Origin of the sequence: Lawsonibacter hominis (assembly GCF_014287895.1) — a bacterium.
In the GTDB taxonomy this organism is placed as follows: Bacteria; Bacillota; Clostridia; order Oscillospirales; family Oscillospiraceae; genus Lawsonibacter_A; species Lawsonibacter_A hominis.
Genome location: NZ_JACOPP010000017.1, coordinates 40,277 through 58,634, shown reverse-complemented (window position 1 = coordinate 58,634; position 18,358 = coordinate 40,277). Strand labels below are relative to the sequence as shown.

20 protein-coding genes and 2 pseudogenes are annotated in these 18,358 nt (G+C 50.3%); all 22 read left to right on the top strand.

From position 1 onward, the window contains the following. The first annotated feature begins 124 nt into the window (after nucleotides 1-124). The 22 genes and pseudogenes from H8S57_RS11930 (at nucleotide 125) to H8S57_RS11830 (ending at nucleotide 18,313) form a co-directional block, all read left to right on the top strand. The gene (locus H8S57_RS11930; protein ID WP_015516227.1) at nucleotides 125-649 is read left to right on the top strand and encodes a hypothetical protein; all 525 of its coding nucleotides are present in this window, start codon (nucleotides 125-127) and stop codon (nucleotides 647-649) included. 127 nt (nucleotides 650-776) lie between these two features. Then, nucleotides 777-1,136 (top strand): DUF3847 domain-containing protein, encoded by a 360-nt coding sequence (locus tag H8S57_RS11925; RefSeq protein WP_055191773.1) that lies wholly within the window; start codon nucleotides 777-779, stop codon nucleotides 1,134-1,136. Next, entirely contained in the window at nucleotides 1,102-2,598 is a 1,497-nt protein-coding gene (gene mobQ, locus H8S57_RS11920; protein WP_055191775.1) for a MobQ family relaxase, read from the top strand. Before H8S57_RS11925 ends, mobQ begins: the two co-directional genes overlap by 35 nt. After that, nucleotides 2,595-4,466 carry an AAA family ATPase gene (locus tag H8S57_RS11915; protein ID WP_055191777.1) on the top strand — a complete coding sequence of 624 codons (1,872 nt, stop codon included), beginning with the start codon at nucleotides 2,595-2,597 and terminating at the stop codon, nucleotides 4,464-4,466. The genes mobQ and H8S57_RS11915 overlap by 4 nt, the downstream gene beginning before the upstream one ends. Before the next feature lie 143 nt (nucleotides 4,467-4,609). Next, nucleotides 4,610-4,768 (top strand): transposon-encoded TnpW family protein, encoded by a 159-nt coding sequence (locus H8S57_RS11910; RefSeq protein WP_081027740.1) that lies wholly within the window; start codon nucleotides 4,610-4,612, stop codon nucleotides 4,766-4,768. Between the two features lie 41 nt (nucleotides 4,769-4,809). Continuing rightward, nucleotides 4,810-5,697, top strand: a pseudogene (locus H8S57_RS11905) (VirD4-like conjugal transfer protein, CD1115 family); the annotation flags it as partial. Between the two features lie 96 nt (nucleotides 5,698-5,793). Continuing rightward, nucleotides 5,794-5,922: pseudogene (locus tag H8S57_RS11900) on the top strand (Maff2 family mobile element protein); the annotation flags it as partial. Between the two features lie 652 nt (nucleotides 5,923-6,574). Continuing rightward, nucleotides 6,575-8,494 (top strand): tetracycline resistance ribosomal protection protein Tet(W), encoded by a 1,920-nt coding sequence (gene tet(W), locus H8S57_RS11895; RefSeq protein WP_002586627.1) that lies wholly within the window; start codon nucleotides 6,575-6,577, stop codon nucleotides 8,492-8,494. A gap of 50 nt (nucleotides 8,495-8,544) precedes the next feature. Beyond that, nucleotides 8,545-9,312, top strand: coding sequence for a class I SAM-dependent methyltransferase (locus tag H8S57_RS11890; RefSeq protein ID WP_002586626.1), 768 nt, complete (start codon nucleotides 8,545-8,547; stop codon nucleotides 9,310-9,312). A gap of 96 nt (nucleotides 9,313-9,408) precedes the next feature. After that, the gene (locus H8S57_RS11885; RefSeq protein ID WP_005876001.1) at nucleotides 9,409-9,906 is read left to right on the top strand and encodes a sigma-70 RNA polymerase sigma factor region 4 domain-containing protein; all 498 of its coding nucleotides are present in this window, start codon (nucleotides 9,409-9,411) and stop codon (nucleotides 9,904-9,906) included. Continuing rightward, the gene (locus H8S57_RS11880; RefSeq protein ID WP_002586615.1) at nucleotides 9,899-10,111 is read left to right on the top strand and encodes a helix-turn-helix domain-containing protein; all 213 of its coding nucleotides are present in this window, start codon (nucleotides 9,899-9,901) and stop codon (nucleotides 10,109-10,111) included. Before H8S57_RS11885 ends, H8S57_RS11880 begins: the two co-directional genes overlap by 8 nt. Before the next feature lie 313 nt (nucleotides 10,112-10,424). Then, a complete protein-coding gene (locus H8S57_RS17115; protein ID WP_207723783.1) occupies nucleotides 10,425-10,664 on the top strand; it encodes a hypothetical protein in 240 nt (79 codons plus the stop codon). Between the two features lie 35 nt (nucleotides 10,665-10,699). Further along, nucleotides 10,700-11,098, top strand: coding sequence for a plasmid mobilization protein (locus H8S57_RS11875; RefSeq protein ID WP_025486349.1), 399 nt, complete (start codon nucleotides 10,700-10,702; stop codon nucleotides 11,096-11,098). Next, the gene (locus H8S57_RS11870; protein WP_186908284.1) at nucleotides 11,070-12,692 is read left to right on the top strand and encodes a relaxase/mobilization nuclease domain-containing protein; all 1,623 of its coding nucleotides are present in this window, start codon (nucleotides 11,070-11,072) and stop codon (nucleotides 12,690-12,692) included. Before H8S57_RS11875 ends, H8S57_RS11870 begins: the two co-directional genes overlap by 29 nt. Before the next feature lie 184 nt (nucleotides 12,693-12,876). Continuing rightward, complete coding sequence (locus tag H8S57_RS11865; RefSeq protein ID WP_072851223.1) at nucleotides 12,877-13,089, top strand: hypothetical protein; 213 nt, start codon at nucleotides 12,877-12,879, stop codon at nucleotides 13,087-13,089. Further along, nucleotides 13,079-13,828 carry a phage replisome organizer N-terminal domain-containing protein gene (locus tag H8S57_RS11860; protein WP_021610547.1) on the top strand — a complete coding sequence of 250 codons (750 nt, stop codon included), beginning with the start codon at nucleotides 13,079-13,081 and terminating at the stop codon, nucleotides 13,826-13,828. The genes H8S57_RS11865 and H8S57_RS11860 overlap by 11 nt, the downstream gene beginning before the upstream one ends. After that, the gene (locus H8S57_RS11855) at nucleotides 13,825-14,682 is read left to right on the top strand and encodes an ATP-binding protein (RefSeq protein WP_138376207.1); all 858 of its coding nucleotides are present in this window, start codon (nucleotides 13,825-13,827) and stop codon (nucleotides 14,680-14,682) included. Before H8S57_RS11860 ends, H8S57_RS11855 begins: the two co-directional genes overlap by 4 nt. After that, complete coding sequence (locus H8S57_RS11850) at nucleotides 14,679-14,867, top strand: transposon-encoded TnpW family protein (RefSeq protein ID WP_002569233.1); 189 nt, start codon at nucleotides 14,679-14,681, stop codon at nucleotides 14,865-14,867. Before H8S57_RS11855 ends, H8S57_RS11850 begins: the two co-directional genes overlap by 4 nt. Nucleotides 14,868-14,978: 111 nt before the next feature. Next, complete coding sequence (locus tag H8S57_RS11845) at nucleotides 14,979-16,589, top strand: recombinase family protein (protein ID WP_186908283.1); 1,611 nt, start codon at nucleotides 14,979-14,981, stop codon at nucleotides 16,587-16,589. 262 nt (nucleotides 16,590-16,851) lie between these two features. Beyond that, nucleotides 16,852-17,076, top strand: a complete 225-nt coding sequence (locus tag H8S57_RS11840; protein ID WP_015540949.1) for a helix-turn-helix domain-containing protein — start codon at nucleotides 16,852-16,854, stop codon at nucleotides 17,074-17,076. Nucleotides 17,077-17,094: 18 nt separating this feature from the next. Further along, the gene (locus tag H8S57_RS11835; protein WP_025579721.1) at nucleotides 17,095-17,514 is read left to right on the top strand and encodes a nuclear transport factor 2 family protein; all 420 of its coding nucleotides are present in this window, start codon (nucleotides 17,095-17,097) and stop codon (nucleotides 17,512-17,514) included. A 34-nt stretch (nucleotides 17,515-17,548) separates the two neighbouring features. After that, complete coding sequence (locus H8S57_RS11830; RefSeq protein ID WP_015540951.1) at nucleotides 17,549-18,313, top strand: MBL fold metallo-hydrolase; 765 nt, start codon at nucleotides 17,549-17,551, stop codon at nucleotides 18,311-18,313. The last annotated feature ends 45 nt before the right edge of the window (nucleotides 18,314-18,358 follow it).

Here is an 18,358-nt window from a genome sequence, read left to right as displayed (position 1 = left end):
CCCCTTGCGCCGCTAAAGCGGCTATCCCCTGTGGACTTGCCGTCCGCAAACGGTTTTGACAAACCGTTCGCCGCCAGCAAGTTTGAAAATCAAGAATCTTAATTTGATAAAGGAGTGTGATTCTATGAAAAAGAAATTACCCATAATCCTCTTGGGTGTTATTTTGGCTTGTGTGTTGGTTTTCGGTTTCCTTTATGCAAACAATGACATTGGTAAAACCGCAAACAGTTTAGAAGCAGACATTCGCCAATCTCAAAAAATTTTGGATGATTGGATTGTTGATGGAAGCATTTCCGACACAATGGCTGCATTTATTTCTTACCCACAGGACAAGACAGACCACACTTTTTCTGTCTATGTAAATCGCCCTGGCTTGTCTTTTGGATATTTCTTCCGTGGTGGTGGAGATATAGTTGAGGTTGATGATTACATTGCAGAGTTTGTTGTTGAGGGAAATAACGAAAGGGCATTTATCTCAATGAATACCCAAAATATTGTTCGACTTGAAGTAGATGATGGCAACGGCATTCAGGTGATTGATATTGATAGTGGCAAGCCTTTCGCCATTGTCCTGCCCCTCAATGTAGGAAACATCTGTTTCTATGATACGAATGGAAATGTTGTGGAATATCTTCGCCAACAACTTTGACCAACTTCAATTTACCGAACTGAACACAACAACTGAATACCGAAAAACTGACCGTTGACTGGTCGCAATCTGCGAAAAGTTGACGGTCTTTTTTTATCCCCATTTTCAAAAAAGGAGGTCACGAAAAATGGCAAAACCGAAAAACCTTGAACAGCTCCGAGCCGAAAAGGAACAGGTCGAGACACAGCTTGCACAGGAACAGCACAAGCTGGAGCGTCTGGAGAACAGAAAGAAGTATCTGGAGAAAGGCGAGAGACAAAAGCGCACCCACCGTCTTTGCAATCTGGGCGGCACGATTGAGAGCCTTGCCCCGGAGTTCAAAGATCTCACACGCACCGAAATGACGGAGCTGATGGAGTACATCTTTTCTCTGCCCGAAGTCCAGCGAGCCGTCCGTCACATGGCGATTACCCACATCAACCAAGCGAGCAGAGGAAAGGAGCAGAAAGCCGATGGCACTATTTCATCTGAGCGTCACGCAGACTAAGCGAAGCGCAGGACAGTCCGCTATTGCTTCTGCCGCCTACCGTGCCGGGGAGCGATTGTATAGCGAGTATTATGGCGAATACAGCGACTACACCCGCAAGGGCGGCGTGATATGCTCCGACATTCTCCTGCCGTCCCATGCACCGAAAGAATACGCAGACCGTCAGACCCTATGGAACGCCGTGGAAAAAGCCGAGCGTGGAAAGACGGCACAGCTTGCATACAGTTTTGAGATTTCCTTGCAGAATGAGTTTTCCCTTGAAGAAAACATCGCTCTGGCAAGGAAATTTTTGTTGGAGCAGTTTGTGAGCCGTGGCATGACCGTTGATGTTTCCTTTCACGAAAAGGAGCATGAGGACGGCGGCACACCCAACCCCCATTTTCATTTCCTCTGTCCTATCCGTCCCATCGAGCAGGACGGCACATGGGGACTAAAGCAACGCCGAGTGTATGCGCTGGACGAGGACGGCAACCGCATCCGAGACCAGAACGGAGAGTTTGTTTTCAATGCCGTTCCCACTACCGACTGGGGCAGTCCCGAAACGCTGGAACACTGGCGGCAGACATGGGCTGAAATGTGCAACGCCAAGTTTGCGGAGAAAGGTCTTACTGTCCGTATCGACCACCGAAGCTATGAACGGCAGGGCGTGGATTTACTTCCCACCATCCATGAGGGCGCAACCGTCCGGGCAATGGAGAAGAAAGGCATACGCACCGAAAAGGGAGAGTTCAACCGCTGGATCAAAGCCACCAATGCCGTTATCCGGGACATCAAGAAGAAAATCACTCTCCTGTTCGATTGGATTGCCGAAGCAAAAGCAGAGCTTGCCAAGCCGCAGACCCCCGACCTTGTTTCTCTGCTGAACGCCTACTACACCCAGCGCAAAGCCGGGGCTTATTCCCAGAAAGGCAAAATCAGCAACCTAAAGGAGATGAACGAGACTTTCAATTATCTCCGGGCAAACGGCATTTACACCCTTGAAGATTTGGAAAGCCATGTCAATGAACACAGCTCCACCACAGAGAGCTTGAAGAAAACGCTGGACGGGCAGACCGCACGAATGAAAGAAATCAAGCGGCTTTATGACTACTCCGCTACCTTCCAGAGCTTGAAGCCTGTCTGTGACGGCTTGCAGAAAATCAAGTTTGAGAAGTCCAGAGCCAAGTACAAGGCAGAACACGCCGACGAGCTGAAAATGTTCTACACCGCCAGACGCAAGCTGACCGAGGAGTTCCCGGACGGCAAGGTGGATATGAAAAAGCTGTCCGACGAGTATGACGAGCTGGAACAGGCGCACAACACCACCTATGGCGAGTTTAAGACCGTCAGAGACGATTTACACCGCCTTTGGAAGGTCAAGTCATGTGTAGATACTGCCGCCCGATTTAACGAGCGCACAGAGGAACAAAAACTCCAAAATCGACCCCAAACACGACAGAAAAAGGAGGAACTATCCCGATGAATTACACCCAAGCACAGATTGACCGGGCAAACGCCGTCAGACTGGAAGATTTTCTCCGCACACAGGGAGAGACACTTATCAAAAGCGGACGAGAATACCGCTGGAAAGAACATGACAGCCTGACCGTCCGGGGAAACAAGTGGTTTCGACACAGCCAGAGCAAGGGCGGCTATCCCATTGATTTTGTCATGGAGTTTTACGGAAAGTCCTTTCCCGAAGCCGTCCAGCTCCTGACCGGCGAAAGCGGCGAGGGGCAGACCGAAGCCACCACAGCACCGCCCACAGCGTTCCACTTGCCCTTGCACAACCGAACAGCCGACAGAGCAATTCAATATCTCACAGAAAGCCGAGGTCTCAACAAAACGCTTGTTGAGGCTTTTCTTCTTTCCGGGGATATTTACGAGGACGCAAAGCGGCACAATGTTGTGTTTGTCGGCAGAGACCGAAGCGGTACGCCGAGATACGCCCATGTGCGAGGAACGGCAGACCCATTCAGACAGGATATTACCGGGTCTGACAAGTCCTATCCGTTCCGCTATGAGGGAAACGGCAACCAGCTTTTTGTTTTTGAAGCGCCGATTGACCTTTTGTCCTTTATCTGCCTTTATCCGCAGGATTGGCAGACAAGAAATTATCTTGCCCTGGGCGGCGTTTCGGGCAAAGCCCTTGACCGTTTTCTTTCTGAACGCAAGGACACCCGAAAAGTATTCCTCTGCCTTGACAGCGACACCGCAGGAGGTGAAGCCTGCTTCCGACTGGCGCAGGACATTCCCAGCGAGATCGCCGTCATTCGCCTTGTCCCGGCAAGGAAAGACTGGAACGATGTTCTCCGTCAGCAAGGGGACATTCCCAGCCGCAAATTCATAGCCGAGACAATCACGCTGCGAGAGCTGCCCACCGCCCAGCCTGTCCCCATGCTCCGCATGGCAGATGTGGAGCTGACGAGCGTGGATTGGCTATGGTTTCCGTATATCCCCTTTGGAAAGCTGACAATTATCCAGGGCAATCCCGGCGAGGGCAAGACCTACTTTGCTATGCGCCTTGCGGCGGCTTGCACCAATCGAAAGCCTTTACCCGGTATGGAGACACTTGAGCCTTTCAATATCATCTATCAGACCGCCGAGGACGGTCTGGGCGATACCGTTAAGCCCCGGCTGATGGAAGCGGACGCAGACCTTGAAAGAGTACTTGTCATTGACGATAGAGACACGCCGCTGACCCTTGCCGATGAGCGCATAGCAAGGGCAATCCGTGAGAACAACGCAAGGCTGGTTATCATTGACCCGGTGCAGGCGTTTCTGGGCGCAGATGTGGACATGAACCGGGCAAATGAAGTGCGCCCGATATTCCGCAGTCTGGGAGACATTGCACAGGCTACCGGGTGCGCTATCGTGCTGATCGGACACCTCAACAAAGCCGCAGGAACGCAAAGCACCTACCGGGGATTAGGGTCTATCGACATTACGGCGGCAGTCCGCAGTCTGCTCTTTATTGGCAAGCTGAGGGACAGCCCCACAACAAGGGTACTTATCCATGAGAAAAGCTCCCTTGCGCCGCCCGGACAGTCCCTTGCCTTTTCTCTGGGAGACGAGAAAGGCTTTGAGTGGATAGGGGCTTATGACATTACCGCTGACGAGCTTCTTGCCGGGACAGACACCGCAAAGACCGAGAGCAAGACCGCACAGGCGCAAATGCTCATTCTGGAATTGCTTGCAAACGGAAAGCGTATGCCGAGTGCAGAGCTGGAAAAGGCAGTCAATGAGCGTGGGATTTCCTCACGCACCATGAGAACGGCAAAGAGCCGTATCGGAGACAGGCTTGTGACCGAGAAAGACAGCACAGCATGGGTCTGCTATCTCCGAGACTGACAACAGGAACACGGCAAGCGTGGCAAAGACGGCAAGGTTTTTATAGATACCTTAATGTTGCCGCCTTGCCTTGTTCCCTCATACCGACACCGCCCGATGATGAATAGTTACCGGGCACTTTTTCATTTACAGGAGGATTTTGAATGAACAATACCGCAACCAACACCACCACTTGCCCGACTGTCAGAAAGCAGATTGGCAAGACCACCTATATCGTCCGTGTCCATTTCAGCGAGACCGCCAAGGAGACGATGGAGGACAAAATCAAGCGTATGCTCCGTGAAGAAGTCCGCAAAATGTGACTTCTTTTTGAATTTGATGAAAAAGTCCTTGACTTTTCGTCTCTGGCAAGACCGCAAAAAGCATTTTGATTTCCTGCGGCTCCCGGCTGGCCCCCTTTGACATCCCCCAGCTCCGGGAGATCATGAGCTATGACGAGCTGGAGCTTGACCGCATCGGGGATCGGAAAACGGCGGTTTTCTTCACGATTTCCGACACAACCCCCACTTATAACTTCATTGTTGCCCTGGCCTTTTCGCAGATGTTCAATCTGCTGTGTGAACGGGCGGACAATGTTCACGGTGGCCGCCTGCCCCATCATGTGCGGGTGCTGTGGGACGAGGCGGCCAACACAGGCCAGGTGCCCTCGCTGGAGAAGCTGGTGGCCGTGATCCGTTCCCGCGAGGTGAGCCTGTGTCTGTTCTACCAGCAGTACGCTCAATGCAAGGCCATATACAAGGACAATGCCGAAACAATCCTGGGAAACATGGACAGCGTGGTTTTCCTGGGCGGGCGGGAAAGCTCCACCATCAAGGAAATATCCGAAAACTGGCTTGGCAAGGCCACGATCTCCATGCAGACCGAGGGCCGCTCCCGTGGGCAGTCGGAAAGCTACAACCAGAACACCCAGCGGCTGGGCCGGGAGCTGATGACACCCAGCGAGCTGGCTACCATGCCGGGCGATAAGTGCATTTTGCAGCTGCGGGGCTTGCCTCCGTTCTTTTCGCCCAAATACGATTTGAAGCAGCACCCGAACTACAAATATACATCGGAGGCTGACAAACAAAAAAACGCCTTTGACCTTGATAAGTTCATTAACCGCCGCAGGCGGCCTGGGCTGAACGAGGCTTGTGAGGTGTACGAGGTAGACGTATCGGACACGGGGCCCGTAAGCGAGGACGAGGACATCCTCAACTACGACGATGTGGACGATCCGGATGCCTATGTATAAAGCACTTCTGGACAAAGTGTCCAGAGGTCGTAACCTGCCGCCTGTATGGGCGGCTTTTTTCATGGCCGGGGAAACCCCCGGAGAAATGGAGGCTATATGCAGTTCTTTTCTTCCGCTATTGATACTTTGCAGACCCTTGTTGTGGCTCTGGGCGCTGGCCTGGGCGTGTGGGGCGTTGTCAATCTCCTGGAGGGGTACGGCAGCGATAATCCTGGCTCCAATGCTCATGTACGGTAAGGAAGCAAGCAACCGAAAACAAGAGATAGACCGCCAGCACTACACTATTCCGAACCAAAGACCAAAAGATAAGCATTGTGGGAAAATCTAAACTTTTGGATTTTCCTACAATGCCAACTACGGCGGAATCCCTCCCACTCCTTATATCTTTCTGTATACATTGAATTTGTATTTAGTAAAATGCAGACAACACCACGGATCGGCTTTTGGTTGGACAATTCCAACCAAACACCACAGCAGACAGCAGAAAACATTCTGAACGCTAGGAAGCCGGTATGATTGTTACATATAAGGGGAAGAAAAATTTCTTTTAGGTACTTGCTTTCCTAAAACTGATGTGATACAATGATTTAATCCAGAAAAGGAGTAAAAAATATGCGGCAAGGTATTCTTAAATAAAACTATAATCAAATAGTGGGAACAAAGGATTATGATAGCTCCTTTTGTAGGGGCTTAGTTTTTTGTACCCAATTTAAGAATACTTTTGCCTTATCAATTTTGACATATCCCCAAAAACAGCAATCACAAACAGGTGTATGCTGTATATGTGTATGTCCGCAACTTATAATCCCCAGTGGTAAAAGTATTTTACTGCTGGGGATTTTTATGCCCTTTGGGGCTGTAAAGGGAGGACAATCACATGAAAATAATCAATATTGGAATTCTTGCCCATGTAGACGCTGGAAAGACGACCTTGACGGAGAGCCTGCTATATGCCAGCGGAGCCATTTCAGAACCGGGGAGCGTCGAAAAAGGGACAACGAGGACGGACACCATGTTTTTGGAGCGGCAGCGTGGGATTACCATTCAAGCGGCAGTCACTTCCTTCCAGTGGCACAGATGTAAAGTTAACATTGTGGATACGCCCGGCCACATGGATTTTTTGGCGGAGGTGTACCGCTCTTTGGCTGTTTTAGATGGGGCCATCTTGGTGATCTCCGCTAAAGATGGCGTGCAGGCCCAGACCCGTATTCTGTTCCATGCCCTGCGGAAAATGAACATTCCCACCGTTATCTTTATCAACAAGATCGACCAGGCTGGCGTTGATTTGCAGAGCGTGGTTCAGTCTGTTCGGGATAAGCTCTCCGCCGATATTATCATCAAGCAGACGGTGTCGCTGTCCCCGGAAATAGTCCTGGAGGAAAATACCGACATAGAAGCATGGGATGCGGTCATCGAAAATAACGATGAATTATTGGAAAAGTATATCGCAGGAGAACCAATCAGCCGGGAAAAACTTGCGCGGGAGGAACAGCAGCGGGTTCAAGACGCCTCCCTGTTCCCAGTCTATCATGGCAGCGCCAAAAATGGCCTTGGCATTCAACCGTTGATGGATGCGGTGACAGGGCTGTTCCAACCGATTGGGGAACAGGGGGGCGCCGCCCTATGCGGCAGCGTTTTCAAGGTTGAGTACACCGATTGCGGCCAGCGGCGTGTCTATCTACGGTTATACAGCGGAACGCTGCGCCTGCGGGATACGGTGGCCCTGGCCGGGAGAGAAAAGCTGAAAATCACAGAGATGCGTATTCCATCCAAAGGGGAAATTGTTCGGACAGACACCGCTTATCAGGGTGAAATTGTTATCCTTCCCAGCGACAGCGTGAGGTTAAACGATGTATTAGGGGACCAAACCCGGCTCCCTCGTAAAAGGTGGCGCGAGGACCCCCTCCCCATGCTGCGGACGACGATTGCGCCGAAAACGGCAGCGCAAAGAGAACGGCTGCTGGACGCTCTTACGCAACTTGCGGATACTGACCCGCTTTTGCGTTGCGAAGTGGATTCCATCACCCATGAGATCATTCTTTCTTTTTTGGGCCGGGTGCAGTTGGAGGTTGTTTCCGCTTTGCTGTCGGAAAAATACAAGCTTGAAACAGTGGTAAAGGAACCCTCCGTCATTTATATGGAGCGGCCGCTCAAAGCAGCCAGCCACACCATCCATATCGAGGTGCCGCCCAACCCGTTTTGGGCATCCATAGGACTGTCTGTTACACCACTCTCGCTTGGCTCCGGTGTACAATACGAGAGCCGGGTTTCGCTGGGATACTTGAACCAGAGTTTTCAAAACGCTGTCAGGGATGGTATCCGTTACGGGCTGGAGCAGGGCTTGTTCGGCTGGAACGTAACGGACTGTAAGATTTGCTTTGAATACGGGCTTTATTACAGTCCGGTCAGCACGCCGGCGGACTTCCGCTCATTGGCCCCGATTGTATTGGAACAGGCATTGAAGGAATCGGGGACGCAGCTGCTGGAACCTTATCTCTCCTTCATCCTCTATGCGCCCCAGGAATACCTTTCCAGGGCTTATCATGATGCACCGAAATACTGTGCCACCATCGAAACGGCCCAGGTAAAAAAGGATGAAGTTGTCTTTACTGGCGAGATTCCCGCCCGCTGTATACAGGCATACCGTACTGATCTGGCCTTTTACACCAACGGGCGGAGCGTATGCCTTACAGAGCTGAAAGGATATCAGGCCGCTGTCGGTCAGCCGGTCATCCAGCCCCGCCGTCCAAACAGCCGCCTGGACAAGGTGCGCCATATGTTTCAGAAGGTAATGTAAAGATACATAATCGTCAAGACGGCAACAATCAGAAGTTATGGAGGGTAACAATGGAATATAGTAAGGAAGATTTAATGGAAGCAAAAAAGCAAATTTGGGGAGTGGGAGAGAACATGGGAACAGAGGAAAGTAAAAAAATCTGGGAGGAGAACGCACAATTTTGGGATAATGCAATGGGTGACGAATCTAATGAATTTCACAGAGAGGTAGTGCGTCCCAAAGTAACGGAACTTCTATCTCCTAATCCTGCGGATTACATTTTGGATATTGCGTGTGGCAATGGAAATTATTCTTCGTATCTTGCACAAAGAGGCGCTTCGGTTGTCGCTTTTGATTACAGCAAAAAAATGATAGAATTGGCTAAAAGACGGCAATCACAATATGCAAAACAAATTGAATTTTGTGTGGCGGATGCGACCGATAGAAAAAGTATATTAGAATTAAAAAGAAATCGAGCCTTTACGAAAGCAGTTTCTAATATGGCAATTATGGATATTACGGATATTGAACCACTTCTTATGGCTGTTTATGAACTGTTGCAGGAAAGCGGAATTTTTGTCTTTGCAACGCAACACCCTTGTTTTGTCACGTTGACTGAAAAATATATGACACCGCACAGTTACTATGATATAGCGATTGAAGGGCAACCGAAAGAGCAGATTTATTATCATCGTTCCATACAAGATATTTTTAACCTTTGTTTTAGAGCTGGATTTGTCATTGATGGATTTTATGAAGAATGTTTTAAAACCAACAAAGAAATTCCTATGGTAATGATAGTAAGGCTTAAGAAGGTAAAACGTGATAGCTTAAAATAAATTCAAGTTTGTCGGGTAAATAGCAAACCCAGCCGAGCCAGTCAACGGTCAAGATGAACGGCGCATATGCGCAGCCGTTGACAGCCCCGCCCGCCTTTGCTGGTAGGCAATCAAGGGGCGACAGCAAGAAGTGCCACCGCCCCGCACTATTATTCAGAAAGGGGAATTTCCATGACCGACCAGATAGCCTATCAAGAATATATCCAGCGCAGGTACAACGCCTTTTGCAAGACTGTTATCCGCTGTGCCGCCTTGGACAAGATTTTGAAGCTTAAACGGCAATGGGAACGGCAAGTTTCCCTTGACTATCTGATGAACGAGAAGTTTGTCCAGTTTGCCGCGTCGGAGCCGGACGAGGAATACCCATTTACCGTCTGCGGTCAGACCGTCCTGCTCTGCAACGCCGCCCTTGCCGACGCGATCTCTGTTTTGCCGGAGCAGACGCGGGAAGAAATCCTGCGCTATTACTTTCTGCGCCAGCCGCAGCGCGTGATCGGCGCGTGTATTGGCCGGTCACGCAGCACAGCGGGGCGGCATATCCAGCTTGCCTTGCAGCGGCTACGCGAAGAAATGGGGGTGAGCCGGTATGAGTAGACTTCTCCCCTATGAAACAATCCTCAAAGCCCGTGAGGGCGACCCAGAAGCCGTGAACGCTGTCCTGCTCCACTACGCCGGATATATCCGCTATTTCTCAAAAGTGAACGGGCAGGTCAACGCCGAGGTGGAGGACTATGTAAAGCAGCGGTTAATTGACTGTCAATTCAAGTTCCGGCTTGACGAACCACCGGACAAGTCATAAAAACTGAATACCAGCCGCCACCGACGCGGCCAGCGAAAGCAGTAAGTCTTGAAAAAGATTTACTGCTTTTTTTGTTGTCCGGCTCCGCTCCCGGCCATTTTGCCCCCTGCCGGTTGTAGTAGTAAGCGAGGAGGGAATTTTTCTGCCCTGGTGTTTGGCATTTGGAGCATTTACCCGTAGTAGAGGGCAAAGAGAAAGGATTTCTCCAACACCGGGTAGAAACCACTGCGTCCGGTGTCATTTTAGCGAAAGCGGGCAGGAATGCCCTTTACAGGATTAGTAGTAGCAGAAAAAGAGAAACAAACTTTTGTGGTTGCAGTTTTCCAAAAAAGTGGCGGACGGAAGTGAGAGAAAGTTTGCAGTCACGGAGAGCAAGATTCTACCGCAGTACCAAAATTCGCTTTTCGCTCATTTTGCCCCTGCGGGAATCTTGTTGGGGAGTGCCTTCCCCAAACCCTGCTTATGCGGCTTGCGCCGCTTAAAAATCCTTCAAAATATTTTTTCGGATTTTTCAAAAACAGTTCCGCTTCACACCCCGTTTTTCTCCTATTAGTGAGAGGACACCACGCACAGAAAGGAGGTTTTACCATGCGAAAACGATACAACACACCGCACCGCAGCCGGGTAGTCAAAACACGCATGACCGAGGAAGAATACGCCGAGTTTGCCCAACGGCTTTCTGCTTACAACATGAGCCAAGCCGAGTTTATCCGGCAAGCCATAACCGGGGCAGCCATACGCCCCATCATAACCGTTTCTCCTGTCAATGACGAGCTGCTTGCCGCTGTCGGGAAACTGACCGCCGAATACGGCAGGATCGGCGGCAACTTAAACCAGATAGCCCGGACGCTGAACGAGTGGCACAGCCCCTACCCGCAGCTTGCAGGGGAGGTACGGGCGGCGGTTTCCGACCTTGCTGCCCTAAAGTTTGAAGTTTTGCAGAAAGTGGGTGACGCTGTTGGCAACATTCAAACATATCAGCTCTAAAAATGCCGACTATGGCGCAGCGGAAGCCTATCTCACATTTGAGCATGACGAGTTTACCATGAAGCCCACTCTTGATGAAAACGGGCGGCTGATACCGAGGGAGGATTACCGCATTTCTTCCATCAACTGCGGGGACGAAGATTTCGCCGTTGCCTGTATGCGAGCCAATCTTCGCTATGAGAAAAACCAAAAACGGGAAGATGTGAAAAGCCACCACTATATCATCAGCTTTGACCCACGGGACGGGACAGACAACGGCTTGACCGTAGACCGGGCGCAGGAGCTGGGCGAGAAGTTCTGTAAAGAGCATTTCCCCGGACACCAAGCCCTTGTATGCACCCACCCGGACGGGCATAACCACAGCGGCAATATCCATGTGCATATCGTCCTCAACTCCCTGCGGATTTATGAAGTCCCGCTTCTGCCCTACATGGACAGACCAGCCGACACACGGGAGGGCTACAAGCACCGCTGCACCAATGCCGCTATGGAATATTTCAAGAGTGAAGTCATGGAGATGTGCCACCGGGAGGGGCTTTACCAAATCGATCTTTTGAACGGCAGCAAGGAACGGATAACGGAACGGGAATACTGGGCGGCAAAGAAAGGGCAGCTTGCCCTTGATAAAGAGAACGCTGCCAGAGAAGCCGCAGGACAGCCGACCAAGCCCACCAAGTTTGAAACGGACAAGGCGAAGCTGCGCCGGACGATACGGCAGGCACTTTCCCAAGCTACCAGCTTTGACGAGTTTTCTTCCCTTTTGCTGCGGGAGGGCGTGACCGTCAAGGAGAGCCGGGGGCGGCTTTCCTACCTCACGCCGGACAGGACAAAGCCTATCACAGCCCGGAAGCTGGGGGACGATTTTGACAAGGCTGCTGTCCTTGCCCTGCTCACGCAGAACGCCCACAGAGCCGCCGAACAGACCACAGACATACCCGAATACCCACACACCCAAAAGGAACGCTTGCGGGAGGAAAAAGCCGCAAAAACCACCCCGGCAGACAACACCTTGCAGCGCATGGTTGACCGGGAAGCCAAGCGAGCCGAGGGCAAGGGCGTGGGCTATGACCGCTGGGCGGCAAAGCACAACCTAAAGCAAATGGCAGCTACCGTTACCGCCTATCAGCAGTATGGCTTTTCTTCCCCGGAGGAACTGGACGAAGCCTGTTCTGCCGCTTATGCCGCCATGCAGGAAAGCCTTACAGAGCTGAAGCAGGTGGAAAAGACGCTGAACGGGAAAAAGGAGCTGCAACGGCAGGTGCTTGCCTATTCCAAGACCCGCCCTGTCCGGGACGGGCTGAAACAGCAGAAAAACGCCAAAGCAAAAGCAGCCTACCGTCAGAAGCACGAAAGCGACTTTATCATAGCAGACGCAGCCGCCCGTTATTTCAGGGAGAACGGCATTTCCAAGCTGCCGAGCTATAAAGCCCTGCAAGCAGAGATTGAAAGCCTTATCAAAGAGAAAAACAGCGGCTACAACGATTACCGGGCAAAACGGGAGGAATACCGCCGCTTACAGACTGTCAAGGGCAATATCGACCAGATTTTACGCCGGGAACGCAAGCCTGTGAAAAGGCAGGAACAGGAGCGATAAAAACCGCCCCAAAATGTACCCGAACCCATACAGAACAAGGGGGCTGCCCCGCACCCTATCCGCAATACCAAAGGATTTTTTAACGGGCTTACAGGGCAGAAAAACCCCGAAAATGATACCGAGATGATACAGAATTACCGCCGATACCGCCACACCAGCGGAAACGGCAGAAAGGAGCGCACCCATGCCAAGAATGAGCAAGAAACGGCGGCTGGAATGGTCTTTTTTCCTGCGGCAAGTAAAAGTCGGAAATACCACCTGCGACCGTATCACATACAACGACCTCTGCCGGGGCTGTACCCATAGCTACAAGCAGAGCTTTCGGGCGGTTATCATACTCTGCCCCCGCTACTACTCCAAACGCCGGAAAAAGGAGGACAGGGACAATGGCAGATAACCGCAAGTATTACTACCTCAAGCTGAAAGAGAACTTTTTTGACAGCGACTCCATTGTGCTGCTGGAAGATATGAAAGACGGAATTTTATATTCCAATATCCTCTTGAAGCTGTACTTAAAATCGCTGAAAAACGGCGGGAAGTTGCAGCTTGACGAGCATATCCCCTACACAGCACAGATGATAGCGACACTGACCCGCCACCAGATAGGGACGGTTGAGAGGGCTTTAGAGATTTTCCGGCAGTTGGGGCTTGTGGAGCAGCTTGACAGCGGGGCTTTCTATATGACCGACATTGAACTGATGATAGGACAGTCCTCTACCGAAGCCGAAAGGAAACGGGCTGCAAGGCTGGAAAACAAGGCACTTTTACCGTCCCGGACAAAAGGCGGACATTTGTCCGACATTCGTCCACCAGAGATAGAGATAGAGTTAGAGAAAGAGATAAAGATAGAAAAAGAGAGAGAGGGAGAAACGGGACACCCCGCCCCCGCCGCTTATGGCAGATACAACAATGTGATACTGACCGATACAGAGCTTTCCGGGCTGAAAACAGAGCTGCCCGACAAGTGGGAGTATTATATTGACCGGCTTTCCTGCCATATCGCTTCCACCGGGAAGCAGTACCACAGCCATGCAGCCACCATTTACAAGTGGGCGCAGGAGGACGCTGCCAAAGGCAAGGCTGCCCCGAAACAGGGCATACCCGATTATTCATGCAAGGAGGGCGAGAGCTTATGAAAAACGAGATTGAAGCTATGATTACGGACATTACAACCACTACCGCCGAAGCGGAGGACTACACAGGCGAGGACGGGCTTTTATACTGCGGCAAGTGCCATACGCCCAAAGAAGCCTACTTTTCAAAAGAAACCGCCCAATGGTTAGGGCATGACCGACACCCGGCAGAGTGCGACTGCCAACGGGCAGCCCGTGAAAAACGGGAAGCCGCTGAAAGCCGACAGAAGCACCTTGAAACAGTGGAGGACTTGAAACGCCGGGGATTTACCGACCCTGCTATGCGGAACTGGACATTCGAGCATGACAACGGCAGAAACCCGCAGACCGAAACCGCCCGCTTTTATGTGGAGAGCTGGGAAACCATGCAGGCTGAAAATATCGGCTACCTGTTTTGGGGCGGTGTGGGGACAGGAAAAAGCTACCTTGCTGCCTGTATCGCCAACGCCCTTATGGAAAAAGAGGTTGCCGTCTGCATGACAAACTTTGCAACGATACTCAATGACCTTGCCGCCAGCTTTGAGGGCAGGAACGAGTATATTTCCCGCCTTTGCAGCTACCCCCTGCTGATACTTGATGATTTCGGTATGGAGCGAGGGACAGAATACGGGCTGGAACAGGTTTACAGCGTGATTGACAGCCGTTACCGAAGCGGCAAGCCGCTGATCGCCACGACCAACCTCACGCTGGAGGAATTGCAGCACCCGCAGGACACGCCCCACGCCCGTATCTATGACAGGCTGACTTCCATGTGCGCCCCCGTCCGCTTCACGGGCAGCAACTTCCGAAAGGAAACCGCACAGGAAAAGCTGGAACGATTAAAGCAACTGATGAAGCAGCGAAAGGAGAGCCTATGACAGAAACCAAACAGACAAGCACCACCAAAACAGACCGCCGCCCGGACTGTGTAACGGAAATCCGCATGGGCAACTCCGTCCTTACCGTTTCCGGCTTCTTCAAGCAGGGCGCAACCGACACCGCAGCCGACAAGATGATGAAAGTGCTGGAAGCGGAAGCTGCTACACAAAAAACGGCGATTTGACCGACCATAAAGAAGCAGATTTGACGCTTTTGCCGCTATACAGACAGCCGCCCCATGTGGTACAATCAAGGTACGGAATAGTGGGGCTGGCTGTCGGAAACGGAGGATTTTATGTTAAGACAGACCAACCAACAACCAATTACCGCCCTTTACCCAAGACTTTCCCATGAGGACGAGCTGCAAGGCGAGAGCAATTCCATTTCCAATCAGAAGCGTATCCTTGAAACCTATGCAAAGCAGAACGGCTTTTCCAATCTGCGCTGGTACACGGACGACGGTTATTCTGGTGCGAACTTTCAAAGACCCGGTTTTCAAGCCATGCTTGCGGACATTGAAGCCGGAAAAGTCGGGACAGTTATCGTAAAGGATATGTCGAGGTTAGGGCGAAACTACCTGCAAGTGGGAATGTACACGGAAATGATTTTCCCACAGAAAGGTGTCCGCTTCATCGCTATCAATGATGGAGTGGACAGCGCACAGGGCGACAATGACTTTGCCCCGCTGCGGAATATCTTTAACGAATGGCTGGTGAGAGATACGAGCAAGAAAATCAAAGCAGTAAAACGCTCAAAAGGCATGAATGGCAAGCCCATCACAAGCAAGCCTGTGTATGGCTACCTCATGGACGAGGATGAAAATTTCATTATTGACGAGGAAGCTGCACCCGTAGTCAAGCAGATATACAACCTCTGTCTTGCCGGGAATGGTCCGACCAAGATAGCCCGTATGCTCACAGAGCAGCAAATCCCCACGCCGGGAACGCTGGAATACCGCAGGACGGGCAGCACCCGCCGCTACCACCCCGGCTATGAGTGCAAGTGGGCGACCAATACCGTAGTGCATATCCTTGAAAACCGGGAATACACAGGCTGTCTGGTAAACTTCAAGACGGAAAAACTCTCTTACAAAGTCAAGCACAGCGTAGAAAACCCGGAGGAAAAGCAAGCGATATTCGAGAACCACCACGAGCCTATCATAGACACCCAAACATGGGAACGGGTGCAGGAGCTTCGCAAGCAGCGCAAACGCCCCAACCGCTATGATGAAGTGGGCTTGTTCTCCGGCATACTGTTCTGTGCAGACTGCGGCAGTGTCATGTATCAGCAGCGTTACCAGACCGATAAGCGGAAACAGGACTGCTATATCTGTGGGAATTACAAGAAGCGTACCCATGACTGCACCGCGCATTTTATCCGCACTGACCTTTTGACTGCGGGCGTTCTCTCCAATCTGCGGAAAGTGACCAGCTATGCGGCAAAGCACGAAGCCCGGTTTATAAAGCTCTTGATTGAGCAGAACGAGGACGGGGGCAAGCGCAGGAACGCCGCCAAGAAAAAGGAACTGGAAGCCGCCGAGAAACGCATAGCCGAGTTATCCGCTATCTTCAAGCGGCTGTATGAGGACAGCGTGACCGGGCGCATATCAGACGAGCGTTTCACAGAGCTGTCGGCAGACTATGAAGCAGAGCAACGGGAACTGAAAGAAAAAGCCGCCGCTATCCAAGCGGAGCTTTCCAAAGCACAGGAAGCCACCGTGAACGCAGAAAAGTTTATGAATGTTGTTCGGCGGCATACCAGCTTTGAAGAACTTACCCCTACTCTGCTGCGGGAGTTTGTAGAGAAAATCGTTGTACATGAGTGCAGCTATGACGAGAACAAGACCCGCAGACAGGACATTGAGATTTATTATTCTTTTGTTGGCAAGGTGGACTTGCCCGAATAACCGCCCGACCTATCCGACACAAGAGCTAAGTGCCGGATAGGAACGGCAAAATTTTTTACACTTCTATTACTTCTTTATCGCACATCAGTAAAAAGCCAGGGCATGAAGCAGCTTATGGCTAAGTAGATGTAATCAAGAAAAGAAAGGAAAAGCACAATCCAGACGGAACCGGCGGTTGTGTCAAGAAATATTTGTGGAATAGCAAGAACTTTGATATAATGGGAACAGAAACCCCGGAACCGGGAGAAAGGCAGGAGGATAAATGCACATAAGCTATAAACCCCTCTGGCACACGCTGGTTGAGCGCAATATGAGGAAAGAGGACTTGCGGATTGCCGCCGGTCTTACCACAAATATGATTGCCAACATGGGTAAAGGCAAAAACATCAGCATGGAAACGCTGGTTCGTATCTGCGAAGCCCTGAATTGTGGCATTTTGGATGTAATTGAATTAGAGCAGGACAAAGACGCTGAAAAATTAAATTGACAAGGAAGGCGCTGCGAAATGGACAATAGAGAAAAAATTATCAGACTTTGGTTTGATATGTGGCTTGCAAAAAAAGATTTGGGTATATTTAATGTATTTTCTGATAATGCCGTATATATTGAAAGTTGGGGGCCAGAGTACCACGGCTCCAAGAAAATAAAACTTTGGTTTGAGGAATGGAATACCCGTGGAACTGTCTTGCAATGGGACATCAAGCAATTTTTCCATAAAGGCAATCAAACCATTGTTGAATGGTATTTCAAAAATAAGATGGACGCCGGTAACGTAGAAGCGTTTGATGGAATGTCACTGATAGAATGGACGCCAGATGGCAAGATTGCTCTCTTAAAAGAATTTGGTTGTAACGAAAATCGGTATGACCCTTATAAAGATGGCAATATACCACATTTCAGAGATGAAAATGCAAAGTGGTTTTAACTGGAAATTCAGTTGCTGGAGGTAATTATGCGGAATGGATAATTGGTTTACCATTGAGCAAATAGACCGTGATACATTCTCTATTAGCGAATACAAGCACTGGGAAGAAACACATTGTTATCTATTATGTGGGGAAAAATATGCTATTCTCATTGATACAGGTTTAGGCGTTTCCAACATCAGAAAAATTGTGGACTCTCTGACAAAGCTGCCTGTTATGACAGTTACAACTCATGTTCATTGGGATCACATTGGCGGGCATAAGTATTTTGATAATATCGCCGTACATGAAGCGGAAAAGGACTGGCTATCGGTCAGGTTTCCGATACCATTGCAAGTTGTGAAGAATAATTTGACAAGGCTTCCTTGTGATTTTCCAAGAGATTTTGATATTAACGCTTATCAGATTTTTCAAGGTATCCCACAAAGAATTTTACACGATGGCGATTTTCTAAATTTAGGCGGGCGGGAAATTCAAGTTGTTCACACGCCGGGACATTCTCCCGGACATTGTTGCTTTTACGAACCAGAACGAAACTATTTGTATTCCGGGGATTTGATATACAAGGGAAGCCTGGACGCATTTTACCCAACTACCGACCCGAAGCTATTCTATCAATCTATAAGGCGAATACGGAAATACAATATAAAAAAAGTTCTGCCCGGACACCATCAGTTGGATATTCCCGTTTCTTTGATAGCCGATATTGAAGCCGGATTTGCACAATTAGAGAGAGCCGGAAAACTCAAACAGGGAAATGGATTGTTTAAGTTTCAGGATTTCCAAATTCATATATAATCAAAGCTGCCGTTGCAGGAACAACCATTCCCACAACGGCAGTTT